Here is a 17,666-nt window from a genome sequence, read left to right as displayed (position 1 = left end):
GGCGAGAACCCGCCTGCTCGCGCCAATGTTCCCGCTTCGGCTGCTTTTCGCGCCCACCATAACTGCGCATCGCAGCACGGTCATGGTGGAGCGAATTGGCGGGTCGCGCACCGGCTCCTATTGCAGCGCGGCGCGTTGTCCCGGCGTGTCCATGTCGAAAGGCTCCACCATGCATATCCGTCACTCCGTCGAGGCCATGTCAGCATGAGCGGCCCAAAGCTTTTCACGCCCGCCAGGGTCGGCCAGCTCGAACTCGCCAACCGCATCGTCATCGCGCCGATGTGCCAATATTCCGCAGTCGACGGGTGCATGACCGACTGGCACCTGATCCATCTCGGCAACCTCGCTCTGTCGGGTGCGGCGCTGCTGATGATCGAGGCCGCCGCGGTCACGCCCGAGGGGCGGATCACCTACGGCGATGTCGGGCTCTACGACGATGCCAGCGAGGCGGCGATCGCGCGGACGCTCGACAGCGTGCGGCGCTGGTCGGACATGCCGATCGGTATCCAGCTCGCGCATGCCGGTCGCAAGGCGTCGTGCGAGGTGCCGTGGAACGGCGGCAAGCAGATCGCGCCCGACGCGCGCAACGGGTGGCAGACCGAAGCCCCTTCGGCGACCGCGTTCCTCCCCGACGAGAACCCGCCGGTCGCGCTCGACCGCGACGGCCTCGCGCGGCTGCGCGATGCGTTCGCCGCGGCCGCGGTGCGCGCGGCGCGGCTCGGGATCGACGCGATCCAGCTTCACGGCGCGCACGGCTATCTGCTCCACGAATTCCTGTCGCCGCTCTCGAACCGCCGCGACGACGATTATGGCGGCAGCCTCGAGAACCGGATGCGCTTCCCGCTCGAGGTCTATGATGCCGTACGCGCCGCCTTCCCCGCCGATCGCCCCGTGACGATGCGCGTGTCGGGCACCGACTGGGTCGAGGGTGGCTGGGACGGCGAACAGACGGTCGCCTTCGCCAAGGCGCTCGAGGCGCGCGGCTGCGACGCGATCCACGTCTCGAGCGGCGGTCTGAGTGCGGATCAGGACATTCCGGTCGGCCCCAGCTACCAGGTCCCGCTCGCGCGGCAGGTCAAGCAGGCGGTATCGATTCCGGTCGTCGCGGTCGGGCTGATCACCGACTATGAGCAGGCCGAGGCGATCATCGGAACGGGGGATGCGGACTTCGTCGCGCTCGCCCGCACGATCCTCTACGATCCGCGCTGGCCGTGGCACGCCGCCGCGCATCTCGGTGGCCATGTGAAGGCACCGAACCAGTATCTCCGCTCGCAGCCGCGGCAGTTCAAGGACCTGTTCTCGACCTGATGCAGAAGGGCCGGCGGTCGCCGCCGCCGGCCCCTCACCTCATGCCCACGCCTTGGGGCCGCCATCGTCGAGCGCACGATCGAGATAATAGGCGGCGCTGATCAGCGCGAGATGGCTGAACGCCTGCGGGAAGTTCCCCAAGAAGCTGCCGTCCTCCGCAATCTCCTCGGCGAACAGGCCGAGATGGTTGCCATACGCCATCAGCTTTTCGAAATTCCACCGCGCCTCGTCGAGCCGTCCCGCGCGGGCAAGGCATTCGACATACCAGAACGAGCACGCAACGAACGATCCCTCGCGCCCCGGCAGGCCGTCATCGATCTTGTACCGATAGACATGGCCATCGTCCGACAGGTCCTTGGCGATCGCCTCGAGCGTCGCGAGCCATTTCGGATCGACCGGCGAGACGAACCGCACCAGCGGCATCATCAGCATCGCGCCATCGACCGCGAGATCTTCGGGGGTATCGCCCTTGCTGCGGACGAAGCGGCCGAGGTCCTCGTTCCAGAAGCTGTTCCAGATGTCCTGATGGATCTGCGTCCGCGTTTCGGCCCAGCGAACGAACGGCGCGGGCAGCGAGCGCTTTTCGGCAAGCCGAAGCGCACGATCGACCGCGACCCAGTTCATCAGCCTCGAGTGGAGGTAATGGCGCGGCGGCCCGCGTACCTCCCAGATCCCCGAATCGGGCTGCTCCCACGTGGCGCAGACCTTGTCGACGACATCGACGATCGCCATCCAGCCGTCGTGCGAGACCGTCCCGCCATATTTGCTGCTGAGATAGGTCGCGTCGAGCAGCGCCCCGTAGATGTCGTGCTGGATCTGGTCGTGCGCGTCGTTGCCGACGACGATCGGCGTCGCTCCCCCGAAACCGCCGAGATGGTCGAGCGACTGTTCCTCGGCGATCGCGCCGCCGTCGAGCGCGTACATCACGCCGAGCCGGCCATCGTCCTCGCGCACCCGCCCCATCACCCAACGCGTGAACGCCTGCGCCTCCGCCCCGAACCCCATGCGCAGCAGCGCGTAGACGGTGAACGACGAGTCGCGGATCCACGTCGCGCGATAATCCCAGTTGCGGACACCGCCCTTCGCCTCGGGCAACCCGAACGTCGCCGCCGCCGCGATCGAGCCGTGCCGCCGCGACGTCAGCAGTTTCAGCACCATCGCGGATCGCTCGACGGTCTCGCGCCACCGCCCGCGATAGGTCGACTGCCGGCTCCAGCCGCGCCAATACTCGATATCGGCATCGATGATCGCGTGCGCGGCCTCGGCATCGATCCGCACGTCGTCGGGATTGCTCAGCACGATCGCCGCCCGCTCGCCCGCGGACATGGTGAACCGCGCCGTCAGGTCGCAATCCTCCGCGATCAGCGCGGCATTGGCATGCAGCGTCAGCGCGAGCCCGCTGTCATGGTCGAACTGGCCGCGCGAATAGCCCTCGTCGCTCGGCAGGATCGTGGCCTTGCGCCCTTCGCGACCATAGTCGAACCGTGGCGCACAGCGCATGTCGATCGTCACCGTTCCCCGCGTGCAGATCACCTGCCGCAACAGTCGCGGCGGCGTGTCGTCGTCTTCGACATTGACGGGCATCAGGTCGATCAGGTCGACGCTCGCCTCGTCGTTCATCCACCGCGTCATCAGCACGTTGGTCTCGGGCACGTACATCTGGATGACGCGTGCGTCGGGAAGCTCGGGGCGCACCCAGAAAAGACCCCCCTGACCGGCATCGTCGAGCAGCGCGGTGAAGACGCTCGGGCTGTCGAGGTTCGGCCAGCACAGATAATCGATCGCCCCGTCGCGGTCGACGAGCGCCACCGTCTCGAGATTGCCGATCGCACCATGATCGCGGATCGCCGATGGCTGGCGCGTCTCGGCGGACCGCTCGCCGGGCCGGTCATCCATTGTTGCGGAACCCGGGATAGAGGCTCATCCCGCCGTCGATCGTCAGCGTCGACCCGACGATATAGTCCGCCGCGTCCGAGACGAGGAACAGCGCCGCGCGTGCGACGTCGTCGACATCGCCGATCCGGCCATAGGGGATGAGCTCGAGAAGCTTGTCGGCGTCCTCGGTCGCATCGGCATTGATGTCGGTGCGGATCGCGCCAGGCGCCAGCGCATTCACGCGTATCCGGTCTTCGGCGACCTCCTGCGCGAGCGTCCGCATCAGCATCCCGCTGCCGCCCTTCGACGCGGCGTAATTCGCATGCCCCGTCCAGGGGATCGTCTCGTGGACCGAACTCATGAACAGGATCTTGCCGATCGCCCGGCCGAACCCGCGATCGCCCTGCGCGCGAAACCGCCGCACCGCCTCGCGCGACACCAGGAACTGTCCCGTCAGATTGACGTCGATCACGCGCTTCCAGTCGTCGAGCGACAGGTCGGCGTACGCGGCGTCCTTCTGCATCCCGGCATTGGCGAACACCACGTCGACCCCGCCGAACCGCGCGACCGTCTCGTCGAACATGCCGATCACCGCATCCTCGTCGGATGTATCCGCCCCGATCGCGAAGGCCGTACCGCCGCCCGCGACGATCCGGTCGACGACGTCGTCGGCGGCATCCTTGTTGCTGTTGTAGTTGACCGCGACCTTGGCACCCGCCTGCGCGAACAGCAGCGCGGAGGCTCTGCCGAGGCCCGAGCTCGCGCCGGTGACGATCGCGGCCTGTCCTGTCAGGTCGATGTTCATGAAGCTGGCTTTCGTTGAAGACTAAGCGTGTCCAACGCGTGCTCCGGCTAAATTATCCCACGCATCGCGACCGCTGATCGCGGGGGCGGGCGAACCGCGTTCAGTCGTCGCCATCGTCGACCGAGCGCAGCGCGCGGACATAGCGCAGCGCTGCGGCGCGCTCGGCGGGCGACTTGAACGCTGTTTCGGGATCGGGCGCATCGCCGAACGCCGCGAGCATCGACCAGAGCGCGAACCGCCGCCCGGCGTCGCGCTCGGTCGAAAAGTCGATCAGCACGCGCGCCCTGCCCTCGTCGATCGCGGCCGGCGTCAGCGCATCGACGTCGTCGGCACCGAAATAATGATAGAGCAGAGCGTCGAGATCCATCGCGCCCCGCTGCCCGACGCGGCGCGAAAGCGCAACCGCCACGCCGGGCCGATCATGATGATGGAAATATCGGAGAACAGCCCGGACGGGGTGGGATTCGAACCCACGGTAGAGTTGCCCCTACGGCGGTTTTCAAGACCGCTGCCTTAAACCACTCGGCCACCCGTCCCGGCTGTCGGCGCCCCTACCGCAAGCCGGTTGCGATTGCCAGTCCCTCGCGCGCCCGGGCGTTGCCGCGTTCCCGGGTGGTGGGTTCCTGCCCGGCGACCGGCACCGACCCCCGTGGTGGCAATATAGGATACCGGAAAATCTAGCCCCGACCTTGCTCGTCGACGCGCAATAGCTTCCGAAACGACCGCTTATCATGCCGGCATGGCTCGCCCGCGCCGCAGATCAATCCCCCCGCCTGGCCACGTCTGACGCGCCAAGTTTAATCGCCCGGAAAGCTCAATGTCCCATAATTTGCTATCGATTGAGCACTTTAATCATTTTCACGGGTGTTATTTTCATTCGTTCAGGTCTAACCGCTGCGGCGGAGGGGATCATTTTCATCTTCGAGGATACCGTGTGACTGATACAATCAATGTTGTCGAACTTGCTGCCGAGCTGACCGCCGCCTGGCTTGCGAACCCCAATACGCGTACGACGGCTGAAGACGTACCGGCATTTCTGATGTCGATGCACGCTGCCGTCACCAAGCTGTCGACCGGCACGTCGATGGAGACCGAAGCCACCGACGGCCAGACCTATGAGCCTGCCGTGACGGTGCGCAAGTCGCTTTCGTCGCCCGACCATATTGTTTCGATGATCGACGGCAAGAAGTACAAGACGCTGCGCCGTCATCTGTCGACGCACGGCATGACGCCGGAGCAGTATCGCGAGCGGTTCAACCTCAAGGCGGACTATCCGATGGTCGCTGCGACCTATTCGGAAGCCCGTCGCGCAATGGCCAAGTCGATCGGTCTGGGTCGCAAGGCCGGCTCGAAGGTCGAGGCTGCGGCTGGCGACGCCGTCAAGTCGGTCCGCAAGTCCGGCAAGACCGCGATCGAGGCCGCCAAGAAGACGCTCGGCAGCGAGGGCTGAGGCTCGATGGGGAGGGCACGCCCCTCCCCGTTTCATGATTAAATCCGGCCGGGCTGGCTGCAATCGCCCGTCGTGCGTTACGTCGGTCAGATGACCGCAAACCCGCCGCCCGACATGCCCCCCGCAATCCCCGCTGCGACGCTCGTGATCTTTCGCGAGCAGCGCCCGGGTCCGCCCGAACTGCTGTTCGTCGAGCGGGCGGCGTCGATGGCATTTGCCGGTGGTGCGCTCGTCTTTCCGGGCGGCCGGATCGATCCCGGCGACCATGATCTGGCGGCACGACTGCTTCACGATCCCGCGGTCGATCGTGACGTCGCCGCGCGGATCGCCGCGATCCGCGAGACGATCGAGGAAGTCGGACTGGCGATCGGCCTGACCCCGCTACCCACAGCACCCGACCTCCGCATCCTGCGCGACGCACTGGGCAGCGGCCGCTCGCTCGCCGACGCGATCGACATGGCAGGCACCGCGATCGACCCGATGGCGCTCGAATATTTCGCGCGCTGGCGCCCCGCGCACGCGCATGCCCGGATCTTCGACACGCGCTTCTATCTGGTGCGGCTGCCGGCCGAGATGCCCGACCCCGTCGTCGACGGCACCGAGAACAGCCGCCTGCTCTGGGCGACCGCGCAACAGATCCTCGACGACGCCGACGCGGGACGCGCGCAGATCATCTTTCCGACGCGCCGCAATCTCGAACGCCTCGCAAGGTTTGCGGATTTCGACGCGGCGGTCGCGGATGCGCGGCGTCACCCGGTCCGCACCGTCACACCGTGGTCGGAGACGCATGAGGGCGAGGCCTATCTGTGCATCCCCGACGACCTTGGCTATCCCGTGACGCGCGAGCGCCTGTCGAGCGCCGTGCGCGGGTGATGCGGGCGCTGCGCAGAACGCTCGGGTGGCTGACGGGGCTTGTCATCGTTGGCGCGCTCGGCCTGCTGCTCTGGGCGACGCTGCGCGGCCGGCCGCAGGACCTGCCATGGACCCCGCTCGATCTCGGCCAGCCCGTCGGCATGATGACGGGGCGCAAGCTCGTCGCGCTCCGGCAGGACTTCCCCGCCTGCCGCGCGCTCCTCGATGCTGCGGGCGTCGCCTACACCGCGCTGCCGCCGCGCTCGGGCGAGGGCCAGTGCGGCTATAGCGACGGCGTCCGCTTTGCCCCCGGCGGCGCGCGGCGCATCGCCTTCGCACCCGCCGGGCTCGGGATCGCATGCCCGGTCGCCGCGGCGTTGACGATGTGGGAATGGACCGTCGTCCAGCCTGCCGCGCAACGCCATTTCGGCAAGGCGGTCGCCAGCATCGACCATTTCGGCAGCTATAGCTGCAGACGTATCTATGGCCGCGACGCGGGAACGTGGAGCGAGCATTCGACCGCGAATGCCGTCGACGTCGCGGGCTTCCGCCTCACCGACGGCACGCGCATCACCGTCGCGGGCGACTGGAAGGGCGACGATCCGAAGGCCGGCTTCCTGCACGACGTCCGCGACGGCGCCTGCACCGTCTTCGCGACGATGCTCTCGCCCGACTATAACGCGGCGCACGCCGATCACCTGCACCTCGACCAGGCCGAACGCGGCGCGATGGGCTGGCGCGCCTGTCGCTAGCGCCCGCGCGACCTACTGCGCGAGCGAGGTTCCGCCGTCGACCTTCTCGACCCAGTGCGGAAAGAACGCCGGCTGCAGGTTCGACCATCCCGACGCGGTCGCCGCCGACTCGCTGATCGACTGGAGCAGGGCCCGCCGCAATTCGGGGTGAAGATGCGGCAACGCCGCTGCCGCGCAGAAGGCGGACGGCAGCCACGGCCGGATCTCGGCACCGACCAGCCGCTCGTAAAGGAACCGGAATGCGGAGAAACTCGTCAGTCGCCCCTGCCCGAGATCGAACGCAGCAAAGGTCACCAGCCGCCCCAGGAATGGCTCGACCGCGTTGAGCCCCGTGTCGTCCGGGATGATCTGCCGCAGCTCGGGCAGGCGCTCGTATAAACGGGCCTGTGCACGGATACTCGCCGCCTCGACGACGTCGCGCGACCAGCGGACCATGGCATCCTCGCGCTCGAGGCCGACGTCGAGCGACCGGCGGATGAACCGCTGCGTCGCACTCGAGAAGCCCGCGAATTCCTTCATCTCGGCGAGGGTCGTGATCCCCCGGGCCGGTTTCATTCTGGAAGCCATATCATCACCCCGCCTTGAAACATCACGGGAAAGACGGCGCTTGTGTTCGAGATCAGCAAACCAGCCGCGTCATCCTGCCACGCGGTCAAGGCATCATGAAACGCATTGCGCCGCAACATGATAGCGACCAACCGAGGCGATTGTGACAGATTAGTGCTAAATTCCGGCGAACCGGCGGGGGAAAAGTCTCAAGAGATGGTGCCGTCGCGCTGGCGGGTCAGCGACGACGACACCGACATGCGTCAGTTCGACTTCTCGGCGAGCTTGCGTTCGGCCTCTTCGTCATAGCCCGACGACTTCGCCGGCCCCTGGTTGTGGACGGGCTGCGTCGATGCGGGCGGATCGCTCGCGTCCATCGACTCGTCGAGCGCGTTGTCGAGGCGGGCGTCGTTGCTCGACGGGTTCTTCTGCAGGCGCTTGCCGATCGACTTGTCCTGCCCGGCCTCCTGACGGGGATCGCGGCCGCCGGTCTTGGCATCCGGATCCGCCGCAGGCGCGACGGAGAGACTGTCGAGCGCGCTCTTGTCGATGTCGGTCATGGGGTCTTCCTCGTATATTGTTCCGGGTGTCAAACGGTCCAGCGTGGCGGGTGTTCCTGCTCGAGCGCGCGGACCTTGACCGTCTGCGTCCACAGCGTCGCCTGCCCGAAGACGGTCATGAACGCGATATCGGTCGCATCGCGGCCGACGCATACGCGCGCGATGTCGCCGCACGATGCCATCCCGGTCGGGTCGACCAGCCGCCACGCGTCGTCGAGCCACAATTCGGCGACCGCGTGGAAGTCGGGCGGATCGACCCCCGGCGCATAGGCCGACACGCACCGCGCCGGGATCCCGCCCGCGCGCGCGAGCGCGACGAGCAGATGCGCGTAATCGCGGCACACCCCCGATCGCGACGCAAACGTATCAAGCGCGGACGTCTCGCCCGAACTCGATCCCATCCGGTAATCGAGCGCGTTGCCCACCCATGCGCTCAGCGCCGCGGCGAGCGCGCCGCCCTCGAGCCCGGAAAACTGCCGCCCGACGAACCCCTCGAACCGGTCCGACTGGCAATAGCGGCTGGGCAGCAGATAGGCGGTGACGTCGCCCGGCAGCAGCCGCGGCGGCGTTACCCCATAGGCCCCCAGCGCGACGACGGGGCGCTCGACCCGGACGATCGCGTTATACTCCGCGGTCAGCCTGCCATGTCCGCGCGCCCAGCATCGCTGTCCGATACCGTCCTCGCCCGGCACCGCGCGGATCGGGCTGTCCGACCACAGCGTCAGCGACTGGTGCTCGATGCGCTGATCGGCCATCGCCGCCGCCTCGATCTGGAGCAATACGTCCGCGTCGCCCAGGATCCCGTAGTCCAGACGCACTTCGATCGACAGCCGCATCGCGGATCGTCATCCCTTCAGTTGAGCTTACAAAAAAACCCGGCGGTTTCCCGCCGGGTCCAGTACCGTCATGGTCGCATCGACTAGTTGCGGCTGCTGCCGAACAGGCGGAGGACGAACATGAACATGTTGATGAAGTCGAGGTACAGGCTGAGCGCCGACATGATCACGACCTTGCCGACCATGTCCGTGCCAGCGACCTGCATGTACAGGCTCTTAGTACGCTGCGTATCATAGGCCGTCAGACCCGCGAACAGCAGCACGCCGACGCCGCTGATGACCAGCTGCATGATGCCCGACTGCAGGAACAGGTTGATAAGGCTCGCCACGATCAGACCGACGACACCGATGATCAGGAACGTACCGAACGCCGACAGATCGCGCTTCGTGGTGTAGCCGTAGAGGCTCAGCCCGGCAAAGCCTGCCGCGGTCGCGAAGAACGCGCCGGCGATCGACGTGCCGCTATACACCAGGAAGATCGTCGAGAGCGACAGCCCCATCAGGACCGCAAAGCCCCAGAACAGCATCTGCAGCGTCGCGGTGCTCATCCGGTTCTGACCGAAGCTCATCCCGAACACGATCGCGAGCGGCGCGAACATGATCACATACTTCAGCGGGCCGCCACCCATGAAGACCTGTGCGGCGGGCGAGGTCGCACCACCCCAGGAGAACAACAGGGCGACGATGCCCGTCAGCAGGACGCCGGATCCCATATAGTTGTAGACCGACAACATGTACGACCGCAGTCCGGCGTCATAGGACGACGATCGATCGGTGCTGGCCGTCGTTCCGAACGACGCGGCGCCGGGCCGGGGGTCAGACCAATTAGCCATGGTGAATATAACTCCTCTGTCCGGCATAACGCCGGTTACCGCAAATATCGTCCCTTGCTCGACGTTTTTCAAGCGCCGTGGTTCCTTCGCGCCGCGGCGAGGCGTAGCATCGGCCGGGTCATGATACGCCTGTTCGTCGCCCTGCGTCCGCCCCGTTCCGTCCGCGACGGCCTCCTCGACGTGATGGACGGCGTCGCGGGCGCGCGCTGGCAGGACGACGAACAGCTCCACGTGACGCTGCGCTTCATCGGCGAGGTCGAGCGCGCGGTCGCCGAAGACGTCGCGGACGTGCTGGCGCAGGTCCATGCCGATGCGCCGACGGTCGCGATCGCGGGCGTCGGCACGTTCGAGAAGCGCGGGCGGATCGACACGCTCTGGGCGGGCATCAAGCCCGCCGCGCCGCTCGCGGCGCTCCACCGCAAGATCGATCACGCGCTCGTCCGCGTCGGCATTGCGCCGGAACGGCGTGCGTATCTGCCGCATCTGACGATCGCCAGGCTCGCGCGCTCGCTCGGCGATCGCGCACAGATCGAGGCCTGGATCGCGCGCAACGCCGCGCTGGCGAGCGACCCCTTCGTGCTGCCGCATCTGATCCTGTATCGCAGTCATCTCGACCATGCCGGCGCGACCTATGAGCCCGTCGCACGCTGGCCGCTCGTCACGCGATCGGAACCGGGGGATCGCTGACGGGTTCGCATGCTATCAAGGCTAACAACAGGGAGACGACCATGCGCGTAGTGACCATGATGACGATCGGAGCCGCGGCTCTGGGGCTTGCCGCGTGCGAGCAGAAGGGTCTCGACACGGGCACGCCGGTGGCCGGTGGCGGGCGCGCAGGTGCGATGCTGATGACCGCGGCGGGGGTCGATGTCGGCCGTGCGACCGCGACCGAGGTTGCGGGCGGGCTGCGCTTCACGGTCGATGCCAAGGCGATGCCGTCGGGCACGCACGGCGTCCATGTCCACACCACCGGCCGCTGCGACGCGCCCGACTTCACCACCGCGGGCGGGCATTGGAACCCGACCTCGATGAAGCACGGCTCGATGAACCCGCAGGGCCCGCATGAGGGCGACCTGCCCAACCTCATCATCGGCACCGATGGCCGCGGCACGGTCGGCGTGACCATCCCCGGCGCGACGATGGCGGGGCTGCTCGATGCCGACGGCGCCGCGTTCGTCGTCCATGCCGGTCCCGACGATCTCATGACCGATCCAGCGGGCAATAGCGGCGGCCGCATCGCCTGCGGCGTGTTCCAGCCCGCCTGACCGGTCTACCACCCTTGCCGCAAACCGGCAGGGGTGGTTTCACCTGCCCTCAGAGCACCTCGCCGGCCGCGCGCGCACGCGCCTCGCGCGATGCCTCCGCAGCGGGCGCCATCCGGCACGCCGCGATCGCGGCCACCAGCGTGATCGGCACGCTCGCCAGCAGCGACAGCATCCCGATCGACAGGCTTCCCGTCAGCGTCGACACGCGCCCCGCCAGATAGGGCCCGAGCGCGAGACCGATCAGCGTCGTGCCGATGAAGAACGTCGCCGTCGCCGTACCCCGCATCCGCGGCAGGACGAGGTCCTGCGTAGTAGCAGCCGCGGCGCCGAGCGCTCCGCTCGCGGTGATCTGCGCGATAAACAGGCCGATATAGAAGGGCACCGGCGACGTCGCGGTGAACGCCAGGATCAGGAACGGCGTCGGCACGACCGCCCCGAAGATCACGACCCACAGCCGCCCGCCGGGATGCCGCCTGCGCAGCCGGTCGGACACCACCCCGCCGATCGTCAGGCCGAGGAACCCGGCAAGCGCGCCGAGCCCGCCGATCATGAACCCCGCGCTCGACGGCGCGACGTTCAGGACGCGCAGCGCATAGGGCGCCGCCCAGAAACTCGCCGCATAGCTCAGGAATGCGTTCAGCCCGTACGCGACGACCGTGAACAGGAAGGCGGGCGTGCCGACGATCAGCGCGAAGGTCGGCGCGTCGCGACGCTTGAGCGCGCACGCCCAGGAAAAGACCGCGTAGACGCCGATCCCGATCGCGGTCCATTGCGGCCATGGCTCGCCGAGCGCGATCAGCCCCAGCACCCCCGCGACGACGACCACGAGTCCTGCGATGTTGAGCGCGAACGCCCGCGCGCCACCCATCGCCGCGCCGATCAGCGTGAAGGGCGGGACGATCGTCAGCAGCTCTCCGGCAAACGCCCTGAACGGCGCCGGGTGCTTTTCGGGCTCCGGCAGGCCCTCGACGAGTCCGCGGATCGGCTCCTTGAGCGTCGCGATCCAGCAGGCGAGCAGCAGACCCGGGATCCCGACCGCCATGAACGCCGCCTGCCACCCGACCAGCCCCAGCGGACCGCCGCCCGGATACATCCGGTTCCAGTTCTGGACGATCAGACCGCCGATGAAGAGGCTGAAGCCCCCGCCGACGTACAGCCCCGCCGAATAGATCGACAGCGCGGTCGCGCGCAGCCGCTTGGGAAAATAATCCGAGATGAGCGAATAGGCCGAGGGGCTCGCGGTCGCCTCGCCGATCCCCACCCCGATCCGCGCCGCGGCGAGATGCCCTCCGCTCTTCGAGAGCCCCGACAGTGCCGTCATCACCGACCAGAGCGACAGCCCGATCGTCATCAGCCGGACGCGGTGCCAATTGTCCGCGAGCCGGCCGAGCGGAATCCCGAACAGCGAATAGAAGACGCCGAACGCGGTGCCGTACAGGAATCCGAGATCCTGGTCCTTCAGCCCCAGGTCCCGCTTGATGTCCTCGGCCAGGATCGAGATGATCTGCCGGTCCACGAAATTGAGGATGTACACGAGGAACAGGATCGACAGGACGTACCAGGCATAGGGCGTCGCGCCCGGCTGCGTATCGATCGCCTCATGCCGGTCGGGTCCGCCCCCTATACCCCCCTGCCCGACTGCCGCGTCCGTCCTTCGTACGCTATCCGTCATGACCTCTCCCTTGCGCTTTTCGAGCAATGGGTATCAGAGGCCGCCTGCGATCCGAAGCGGTTTCACAGGGGACGGGTATGCCCGACAACTCAGCCGGCGCTGCGCCGCTGCCGACGCATGCTGCCCTGCTCGAGCCGGCGCAGCAGCGACTCGATCGAGGGCTCCGTGTCGCCTCTGGCGGAGACCGGCGGATCGGCTCGGACCGGGGCCGGCGTATCGACGACCAAAGTCGGCCCCGACCCGATCGCCGTCACCCCGCGCTCGGCTGGCCAGTACAAGGTTGGCGCCGCGTTCGACGTCGCGACGTGCGACACCGCGACGGGTTCGGGCGCGACCGCGACGGTTTCCAACTCGTCGTCCTGATCGATCCGGAGATCGACTGCGGGATCCTCGACGATCGCACCCGACGCGACCACTGCGGGGCGTGGGTCCGCGATCGTGAGCAGCGGCGCGACGGGGCGCACCGGTTCCATCGGCACCGGCAGGATCGCGAGCGGATCGAACGCGGCAAGCGGCTGGTCGAGATCGGTCGGGATCGGCCGCTCGGGCTCGTCGGTCTTGGCGGCGTGGACGTCCATCATCGGCGTGCCGAGATCGGCGGCGGTCATCGGCCGGCGCGGCGGCGCATCGGGATGCGCGTCCGCACGCCGCACGCTCGGCGGTTCGCTGGGTATGTCGGTCGCGCGGTGCCGCTTGGGTGCGAGCAGGCCGCCGGGTCCGACCAGCAGGAACAGCGCGGACCACGTCACCGCCGCACCGACCGCCGCAAATGCGAGCGCGAGCACCGCGCGCGCGGTCGATCCCAGCGGCGGCTGCGCTGCGGGGATCAGCGCGGCGATCCCGCTGCGCCAGACCGTCTGCTCGAGCGCGTCCGCCGGCATGAGCGCGAAGACGCCGGCCGCGATGACCGCGACCGCAACCGCGGCGCCGACGGGAAGGTGGCGGATCAGGGGATTGGGACTAAGCGCTGCCATGCGACTTTCCGTTGATCGGCCGGGACAGCCGATGGTAAATGGGTTCGTAACGCAAAATGTTTGACGACCAGTTACGCTCTTTGTCGACAAAATCCCGCGCCCGCACGCGGCGCGCGTTCCAGCCCGACCGGTCCGCGAACAACGCCGACAGTGCCGCGGCGATCGCGTCGGGATCGTCCGGCGGGAACAGCGTCCCGGTCTCGCCGTCGCGGATCAGTTCGCGGTGCCCGCCGACGTCCGATGCCGCCACCATCCGCCCCTGCGCCATCGCCTCAAGCGGTTTGAGCGGCGTGACGAGATCGGTCAGCCGCATCCGCTTGCGCGGATAGGCAAGGATGTCCACCAGCCCGTAATAGCGCTCGACCTCGGCATGCGGCACGCGCCCGACGAAATGGATCGCACGGGCCACCGGCGATTCGCGCGCCTGCGTCGCGAGCGCCTCCGCCATCGGCCCGCCGCCGACCATCAGCAGCCGCGCCTCGGGCCGTCGCGCGATCAGCGCGGGCATCGCGGAAATTAGGTCGTCGAGGCCTTCATAGTCATAGAAGCTGCCGATGAACCCGACGACGTCCGCGCCGTCCAGCCCGAGCTGAGTCGCCAGCGCATCGTCGCGCGGGGGCACCGTTCCGAACAGCGAGAGATCGACGCCGTTCGGCGACACCATGATCTTGTCACCCGCGATTCCCCGTTCGATCAGGTCGCCGCGCAACCCGTCGCAGATCACCGCAACCGCGTCGGCGCGCCTGACGGCCCATGTCTCGAGCGTCCGCGTCGTCCGATACGCCAGCGACCCTTCGCGCCCGGTGCCATTGCCGACCGCCGCATCCTCCCAGAACGCGCGGATCTCGTACACCAGCGGCAGCTTGCGGCGCCGCGCCACGATCAGCCCCGCCAGCGCGTCGAGCACCGGCGAATGCGCGTGGAGAATGTCGGGCCGGAACGCGGCCACCGCCGCCTCGATACGGCTGGCGAACGCGCGGATGCCCGCCAGCTCGCCGATCGGTCCGCCGCGCCGTTCGGCCTGCGTGCGGTAGAAGGTCAGCCCGTCGACGCGCTCGACCGCAGCAGGCGCGGCGCCGTGCCGCTGGCCGGTGACGGCGGCGACGCTCCAGCCCTGCGCCTCCTGCGCTTTCAGGATCGCGCGGGTCCGGAACGTGTAGCCGCTCTGCAATGGCAGGCCGTGGTCGAGGATATGAAGAATGCGCATCGTGATGGCGTCTTGCCATGACAGCGCTTAACGGCGCGTCAACCGCCGCGCGCTAGACCCGCGCTGCGACACCGGGCACGCCGCCCGGCGATGACAGCTGCGCAGCCCCATGGCGCGCGGCAGGAGGGAGGCCGGCAGATGATCGACAATTTCGCGCTTGGCCTGACGCACGGCCTGATGATGCTCGCCGCGTTCCTGCTGTTGCGCCGCCCCGATCTCGACCGCGAGCCCCGCGAAACGCCCGATGCGAAACGGGAGTCGCCGCCGCGTGCGTGATCTCGCGTTCATCGCGTTTCTGGCCGCGTTCTTCGCGCTCGGGTTCAAGCGGCCGTTCCTGCTCGTCCTCGCCTATGTCTATATCGACATCGTCTCGCCCCAGCGGCTGACCTACCTGCTGCTCAACACCGTGCCGATCTCGCTGATCGCGGTTGCGCTCGCGGTCGGTGGATGGGTGATCGCCGACGACAAGCGCGACACGCGCGTCGCGCCGCGCCAGGTGCTGATCGTCGTGCTGCTGCTCTATTGCTGGGCGACGACGCTTGCCGCCGATTTCCCCGTCGAGGCAAAGGAGAAATGGGACTGGGTCTGGAAGGCGCTCGCCTTCGCCGCGTTCCTGCCGCTGACGCTGCGGACCCGGCTCAGGATCGAGGCGCTGCTGCTGTTCATGATCCTGTCGGCGGCCTCGATCATCATCGTCGGCGGGATCAAGACGATCGCCAGCGGCGGCGGCGGCTATGGCCAGCTCAACCTGATGGTCGACAATAATTCGGGGCTCTACGAAGGCAGCACGATCAGCGCGGTCGCGGTCGCGATCATCCCGATCATTCTCTGGTTCATGCGCCACGGCACGATCTTCAAACCCGACCGCCGCGTCCAGGCGTTCTGCATCGCGCTCGTGTTCGCATGCCTGCTGATCCCGGTCGGCACCTCGACGCGCACCGGGCTACTCTGCATCGGCCTGCTCGCGATCCTGTCGCTGCGCGTCGTGAAGCGCAAGATCCTGTATCTCGGCGGCCTCGCGACGCTCGGACTGATCGCGATCCCGTTCCTGCCCTCCACCTTCACCAACCGGATGAACACGATCAAGACCTACCAGGCCGACGAATCCGCATCGACGCGGATCGCGGTGTGGCAATGGACGATCGACTATGCCCGGTCGCACCCGTTCGGCGGCGGGTTCGAGGCGTATCGCGGCAACCGGATTCGCTACGATCTCGCCGGCGCGGAGGGCGGTGCGGCGCCGGGCAAGGTCGAGGAGGACAAGGCGCGCGCCTATCACAGCGCCTATTTTGAGATGCTCGGCGAACAGGGCTATTTCGGGCTCGCGCTCTGGCTGCTGCTCAACGTCGCCGGTCTGGTACGGATGGAGGTGCTGCGCCGCCGCTACGCCGATCCCGACGGCGCGTTCGCATGGGCCGGCCCGCTCGCCGCCGCGTTGCAGAGCGGCCATCTCGTGTACCTGCTCGGCGCCGCGTTCATCGCGATCGCGTTCCAGCCGTTCATCTACATGCTGCTCGGCGCGCAGATCGGCCTCGATACCTATCTCACGCGCAAACGCCGCGAAGCGAGCTTCCGGTCGATGCGCCAGACCCGCGACCCCGCGCACGGCGCCCTCCCCGTATGACCGAGCTGCGGGCGTTGACCGGTGCGCGCGGGTTGGCCGCGTGGTTCGTGGTGCTCTACCATCTGCGCTTTTCGCTGGGGGTCCCCGACGCGGTGCTGCGCGTGCTCGCCAAGGGCTATTTCTCGGTCGACTTCTTCTTCCTGCTTTCGGGCTTCGTCATCTGGCTCAGCTATGCCGACCGGATCGGGACACAGCGATGGGCGAGCATCCCGTCGTTTCTGCTCCGCCGCGTCGCGCGGATCTGGCCGCTGCATCTCGTCCTGCTCGGCTTCGCGCTGGTCATCGTGCTCGGACTGTCGGTCACCGGTCGCCCCGCCGATCCGCAATTTCCGCTGGACATGCTGCCGCTCCACGCACTGCTCCTGCAATGTTGGCCCGTCGCGCGCGAGGCGTTCGGCGTTGCGGCGCTGCAGTGGAACGACCCGGCCTGGTCGATCTCGTGCGAGATGGCCGCCTATCTCGCCTTCCCGCTGCTACCGCTCGCGATCGACCTGAAGCGGACACCGACGATCGTCCTGCTGATGGCGATCGCGGGCAGCTTCACGATCCTCGCCTATGTCATGCTCTCGCGGCAGGCCCACGAGCTGGGTGACGGCATCCCGTATTTCGGCATGGTCCGCTGCCTGACGCAGTTCGCGGCCGGCGCGGCGCTTGGTGCGCTGTGGTTGCGGTTTCGCGACAAACGCACGCCCGCGCTGGCCGTCGCCCTTGTCGTCAGCGCGGCCGCATTCGTATCGTTCGGGACAGGACTGCTGGGCGAGATCGCGATCATCCCGACCGCGCTTGCCGGACTGCTGTTCGCAATCGCGTTGACGGCCAATCACCCGGCAAACCCGCTCGGCTGGCGCGTCGTCCACTATCTCGGCGAGATCAGCTTCGCCACCTATCTCAGCCATTCCCTGTTATGGAAGGCCTACAGGATGGCGTTTGTCGGCGACCCCGCCCATGTCGCGCCGCCGATCATGGCGGTATTCCTCGCGCTGGTCCTCGGCGCGTCGATCATGCTCTATCACGGCGTCGAGCGCCCCGCGCAGCGCTGGATCAACCGGCTTCCGTCCTGGCGACGGGAACGGCTCGGGGAGAGCATCGCCTGACGCCGACGCGACG

19 protein-coding genes and 1 tRNA gene are annotated in these 17,666 nt (G+C 67.7%); 9 read left to right on the top strand and 11 right to left on the bottom strand.

Annotated features, from left to right (window positions below; translation table 11 throughout):
- The first annotated feature begins 204 nt into the window (after nucleotides 1-204).
- Nucleotides 205-1,308 carry an NADH:flavin oxidoreductase/NADH oxidase gene (locus tag ASE72_RS14710; protein WP_056022961.1) on the top strand — a complete coding sequence of 368 codons (1,104 nt, stop codon included), beginning with the start codon at nucleotides 205-207 and terminating at the stop codon, nucleotides 1,306-1,308.
- 39 nt (nucleotides 1,309-1,347) lie between these two features.
- On the opposite strand, the gene ASE72_RS14705 is transcribed toward ASE72_RS14710, so the two are convergent.
- From ASE72_RS14705 to ASE72_RS14690, 4 genes are all read right to left on the bottom strand, one after another.
- Nucleotides 1,348-3,204, bottom strand: coding sequence for a glycoside hydrolase family 15 protein (locus ASE72_RS14705; RefSeq protein WP_056022957.1), 1,857 nt, complete (start codon nucleotides 3,202-3,204; stop codon nucleotides 1,348-1,350).
- A complete protein-coding gene (locus ASE72_RS14700; protein WP_056022954.1) occupies nucleotides 3,197-3,988 on the bottom strand; it encodes an SDR family oxidoreductase in 792 nt (263 codons plus the stop codon). The genes ASE72_RS14705 and ASE72_RS14700 overlap by 8 nt, the downstream gene beginning before the upstream one ends.
- Before the next feature lie 100 nt (nucleotides 3,989-4,088).
- The gene (locus tag ASE72_RS14695; protein WP_235532373.1) at nucleotides 4,089-4,397 is read right to left on the bottom strand and encodes a hypothetical protein; all 309 of its coding nucleotides are present in this window, start codon (nucleotides 4,395-4,397) and stop codon (nucleotides 4,089-4,091) included.
- 40 nt (nucleotides 4,398-4,437) lie between these two features.
- Nucleotides 4,438-4,524, bottom strand: a tRNA-Ser gene (locus tag ASE72_RS14690).
- 398 nt (nucleotides 4,525-4,922) lie between these two features.
- On the opposite strand from ASE72_RS14690, the gene ASE72_RS14685 reads away from it, so the two are divergent.
- The 3 genes from ASE72_RS14685 (at nucleotide 4,923) to ASE72_RS14675 (ending at nucleotide 7,042) form a co-directional block, all read left to right on the top strand.
- Nucleotides 4,923-5,438 (top strand): MucR family transcriptional regulator, encoded by a 516-nt coding sequence (locus ASE72_RS14685; protein WP_056022951.1) that lies wholly within the window; start codon nucleotides 4,923-4,925, stop codon nucleotides 5,436-5,438.
- A 90-nt stretch (nucleotides 5,439-5,528) separates the two neighbouring features.
- Complete coding sequence (locus ASE72_RS14680) at nucleotides 5,529-6,311, top strand: NUDIX hydrolase (protein ID WP_056024197.1); 783 nt, start codon at nucleotides 5,529-5,531, stop codon at nucleotides 6,309-6,311.
- Nucleotides 6,311-7,042 (top strand): extensin-like domain-containing protein, encoded by a 732-nt coding sequence (locus tag ASE72_RS14675; protein WP_156350509.1) that lies wholly within the window; start codon nucleotides 6,311-6,313, stop codon nucleotides 7,040-7,042. Before ASE72_RS14680 ends, ASE72_RS14675 begins: the two co-directional genes overlap by 1 nt.
- A gap of 12 nt (nucleotides 7,043-7,054) precedes the next feature.
- On the opposite strand, the gene ASE72_RS14670 is transcribed toward ASE72_RS14675, so the two are convergent.
- The 4 genes from ASE72_RS14670 to ASE72_RS14655 all read right to left on the bottom strand — a co-directional run bounded on the left by ASE72_RS14670 (nucleotide 7,055) and on the right by ASE72_RS14655 (nucleotide 9,817).
- On the bottom strand, nucleotides 7,055-7,597 hold the full coding sequence (locus ASE72_RS14670; RefSeq protein WP_235532372.1) for a hypothetical protein: 543 nt from the start codon (nucleotides 7,595-7,597) through the stop codon (nucleotides 7,055-7,057).
- A gap of 254 nt (nucleotides 7,598-7,851) precedes the next feature.
- Nucleotides 7,852-8,148, bottom strand: coding sequence for a hypothetical protein (locus ASE72_RS14665; RefSeq protein ID WP_056022945.1), 297 nt, complete (start codon nucleotides 8,146-8,148; stop codon nucleotides 7,852-7,854).
- 29 nt (nucleotides 8,149-8,177) lie between these two features.
- Nucleotides 8,178-8,984 (bottom strand): transglutaminase-like domain-containing protein, encoded by an 807-nt coding sequence (locus ASE72_RS14660; RefSeq protein WP_056022942.1) that lies wholly within the window; start codon nucleotides 8,982-8,984, stop codon nucleotides 8,178-8,180.
- An 83-nt stretch (nucleotides 8,985-9,067) separates the two neighbouring features.
- Nucleotides 9,068-9,817 carry a Bax inhibitor-1/YccA family protein gene (locus tag ASE72_RS14655; protein WP_056022939.1) on the bottom strand — a complete coding sequence of 250 codons (750 nt, stop codon included), beginning with the start codon at nucleotides 9,815-9,817 and terminating at the stop codon, nucleotides 9,068-9,070.
- Between the two features lie 120 nt (nucleotides 9,818-9,937).
- Here ASE72_RS14655 and thpR point away from each other — a divergent pair, with 120 nt between their 5' ends.
- A complete protein-coding gene (thpR, locus tag ASE72_RS14650) occupies nucleotides 9,938-10,504 on the top strand; it encodes an RNA 2',3'-cyclic phosphodiesterase (RefSeq protein WP_056022936.1) in 567 nt (188 codons plus the stop codon).
- A 41-nt stretch (nucleotides 10,505-10,545) separates the two neighbouring features.
- Nucleotides 10,546-11,082 (top strand): superoxide dismutase family protein, encoded by a 537-nt coding sequence (locus ASE72_RS14645; RefSeq protein ID WP_056022933.1) that lies wholly within the window; start codon nucleotides 10,546-10,548, stop codon nucleotides 11,080-11,082.
- A gap of 49 nt (nucleotides 11,083-11,131) precedes the next feature.
- Here the strand turns inward: ASE72_RS14645 and ASE72_RS14640 are convergent, their stop codons facing one another.
- From ASE72_RS14640 to ASE72_RS14630, 3 genes are all read right to left on the bottom strand, one after another.
- Nucleotides 11,132-12,754 carry a spinster family MFS transporter gene (locus ASE72_RS14640; protein WP_082446206.1) on the bottom strand — a complete coding sequence of 541 codons (1,623 nt, stop codon included), beginning with the start codon at nucleotides 12,752-12,754 and terminating at the stop codon, nucleotides 11,132-11,134.
- Between the two features lie 89 nt (nucleotides 12,755-12,843).
- On the bottom strand, nucleotides 12,844-13,728 hold the full coding sequence (locus ASE72_RS14635; RefSeq protein WP_056022930.1) for a hypothetical protein: 885 nt from the start codon (nucleotides 13,726-13,728) through the stop codon (nucleotides 12,844-12,846).
- Nucleotides 13,715-14,935: a TIGR04063 family PEP-CTERM/XrtA system glycosyltransferase gene (locus ASE72_RS14630; RefSeq protein ID WP_056022927.1), complete on the bottom strand. Its 1,221-nt coding sequence runs from the start codon at nucleotides 14,933-14,935 to the stop codon at nucleotides 13,715-13,717. Before ASE72_RS14630 ends, ASE72_RS14635 begins: the two co-directional genes overlap by 14 nt.
- A gap of 138 nt (nucleotides 14,936-15,073) precedes the next feature.
- Here ASE72_RS14630 and ASE72_RS20700 point away from each other — a divergent pair, with 138 nt between their 5' ends.
- From ASE72_RS20700 to ASE72_RS14620, 3 genes are read left to right on the top strand one after another with little or no spacing between them, the layout of a single operon-like run.
- Nucleotides 15,074-15,211, top strand: a complete 138-nt coding sequence (locus tag ASE72_RS20700) for a hypothetical protein (RefSeq protein ID WP_200916308.1) — start codon at nucleotides 15,074-15,076, stop codon at nucleotides 15,209-15,211.
- Nucleotides 15,204-16,559, top strand: a complete 1,356-nt coding sequence (locus ASE72_RS14625) for a putative O-glycosylation ligase, exosortase A system-associated (RefSeq protein WP_056022924.1) — start codon at nucleotides 15,204-15,206, stop codon at nucleotides 16,557-16,559. Before ASE72_RS20700 ends, ASE72_RS14625 begins: the two co-directional genes overlap by 8 nt.
- Nucleotides 16,556-17,653, top strand: coding sequence for an acyltransferase family protein (locus ASE72_RS14620; protein ID WP_056022921.1), 1,098 nt, complete (start codon nucleotides 16,556-16,558; stop codon nucleotides 17,651-17,653). Before ASE72_RS14625 ends, ASE72_RS14620 begins: the two co-directional genes overlap by 4 nt.
- The last annotated feature ends 13 nt before the right edge of the window (nucleotides 17,654-17,666 follow it).

Origin of the sequence: Sphingomonas sp. Leaf20, from assembly GCF_001421535.1 — a bacterium.
In the GTDB taxonomy this organism is placed as follows: Bacteria; Pseudomonadota; Alphaproteobacteria; order Sphingomonadales; family Sphingomonadaceae; genus Sphingomonas.
This window is presented reverse-complemented; position numbering and strand designations above follow the sequence as displayed.

Bases quoted from the DNA above. Each gene is read 5' to 3' on its own strand.
- ASE72_RS14680 (WP_056024197.1), top strand. From the start codon at position 5,529: ATGACCGCAAACCCGCCGCCCGACATGCCCCCCGCAATCCCCGCTGCG.
- ASE72_RS14640 (WP_082446206.1), bottom strand. From the start codon at position 12,754: ATGACGGATAGCGTACGAAGGACGGACGCGGCAGTCGGGCAGGGGGGT.
- ASE72_RS14620 (WP_056022921.1), top strand. From the start codon at position 16,556: ATGACCGAGCTGCGGGCGTTGACCGGTGCGCGCGGGTTGGCCGCGTGG.
- ASE72_RS14675 (WP_156350509.1), top strand. From the start codon at position 6,311: ATGCGGGCGCTGCGCAGAACGCTCGGGTGGCTGACGGGGCTTGTCATC.
- ASE72_RS14670 (WP_235532372.1), bottom strand. From the start codon at position 7,597: ATGAAACCGGCCCGGGGGATCACGACCCTCGCCGAGATGAAGGAATTC.
- ASE72_RS14705 (WP_056022957.1), bottom strand. From the start codon at position 3,204: ATGGATGACCGGCCCGGCGAGCGGTCCGCCGAGACGCGCCAGCCATCG.
- ASE72_RS20700 (WP_200916308.1), top strand. From the start codon at position 15,074: ATGATCGACAATTTCGCGCTTGGCCTGACGCACGGCCTGATGATGCTC.
- ASE72_RS14655 (WP_056022939.1), bottom strand. From the start codon at position 9,817: ATGGCTAATTGGTCTGACCCCCGGCCCGGCGCCGCGTCGTTCGGAACG.
- ASE72_RS14630 (WP_056022927.1), bottom strand. From the start codon at position 14,935: ATGCGCATTCTTCATATCCTCGACCACGGCCTGCCATTGCAGAGCGGC.
- ASE72_RS14660 (WP_056022942.1), bottom strand. From the start codon at position 8,984: ATGCGGCTGTCGATCGAAGTGCGTCTGGACTACGGGATCCTGGGCGAC.
- ASE72_RS14700 (WP_056022954.1), bottom strand. From the start codon at position 3,988: ATGAACATCGACCTGACAGGACAGGCCGCGATCGTCACCGGCGCGAGC.
- ASE72_RS14635 (WP_056022930.1), bottom strand. From the start codon at position 13,728: ATGGCAGCGCTTAGTCCCAATCCCCTGATCCGCCACCTTCCCGTCGGC.
- ASE72_RS14710 (WP_056022961.1), top strand. From the start codon at position 205: ATGAGCGGCCCAAAGCTTTTCACGCCCGCCAGGGTCGGCCAGCTCGAA.
- ASE72_RS14645 (WP_056022933.1), top strand. From the start codon at position 10,546: ATGCGCGTAGTGACCATGATGACGATCGGAGCCGCGGCTCTGGGGCTT.
- thpR (WP_056022936.1), top strand. From the start codon at position 9,938: ATGATACGCCTGTTCGTCGCCCTGCGTCCGCCCCGTTCCGTCCGCGAC.
- ASE72_RS14665 (WP_056022945.1), bottom strand. From the start codon at position 8,148: ATGACCGACATCGACAAGAGCGCGCTCGACAGTCTCTCCGTCGCGCCT.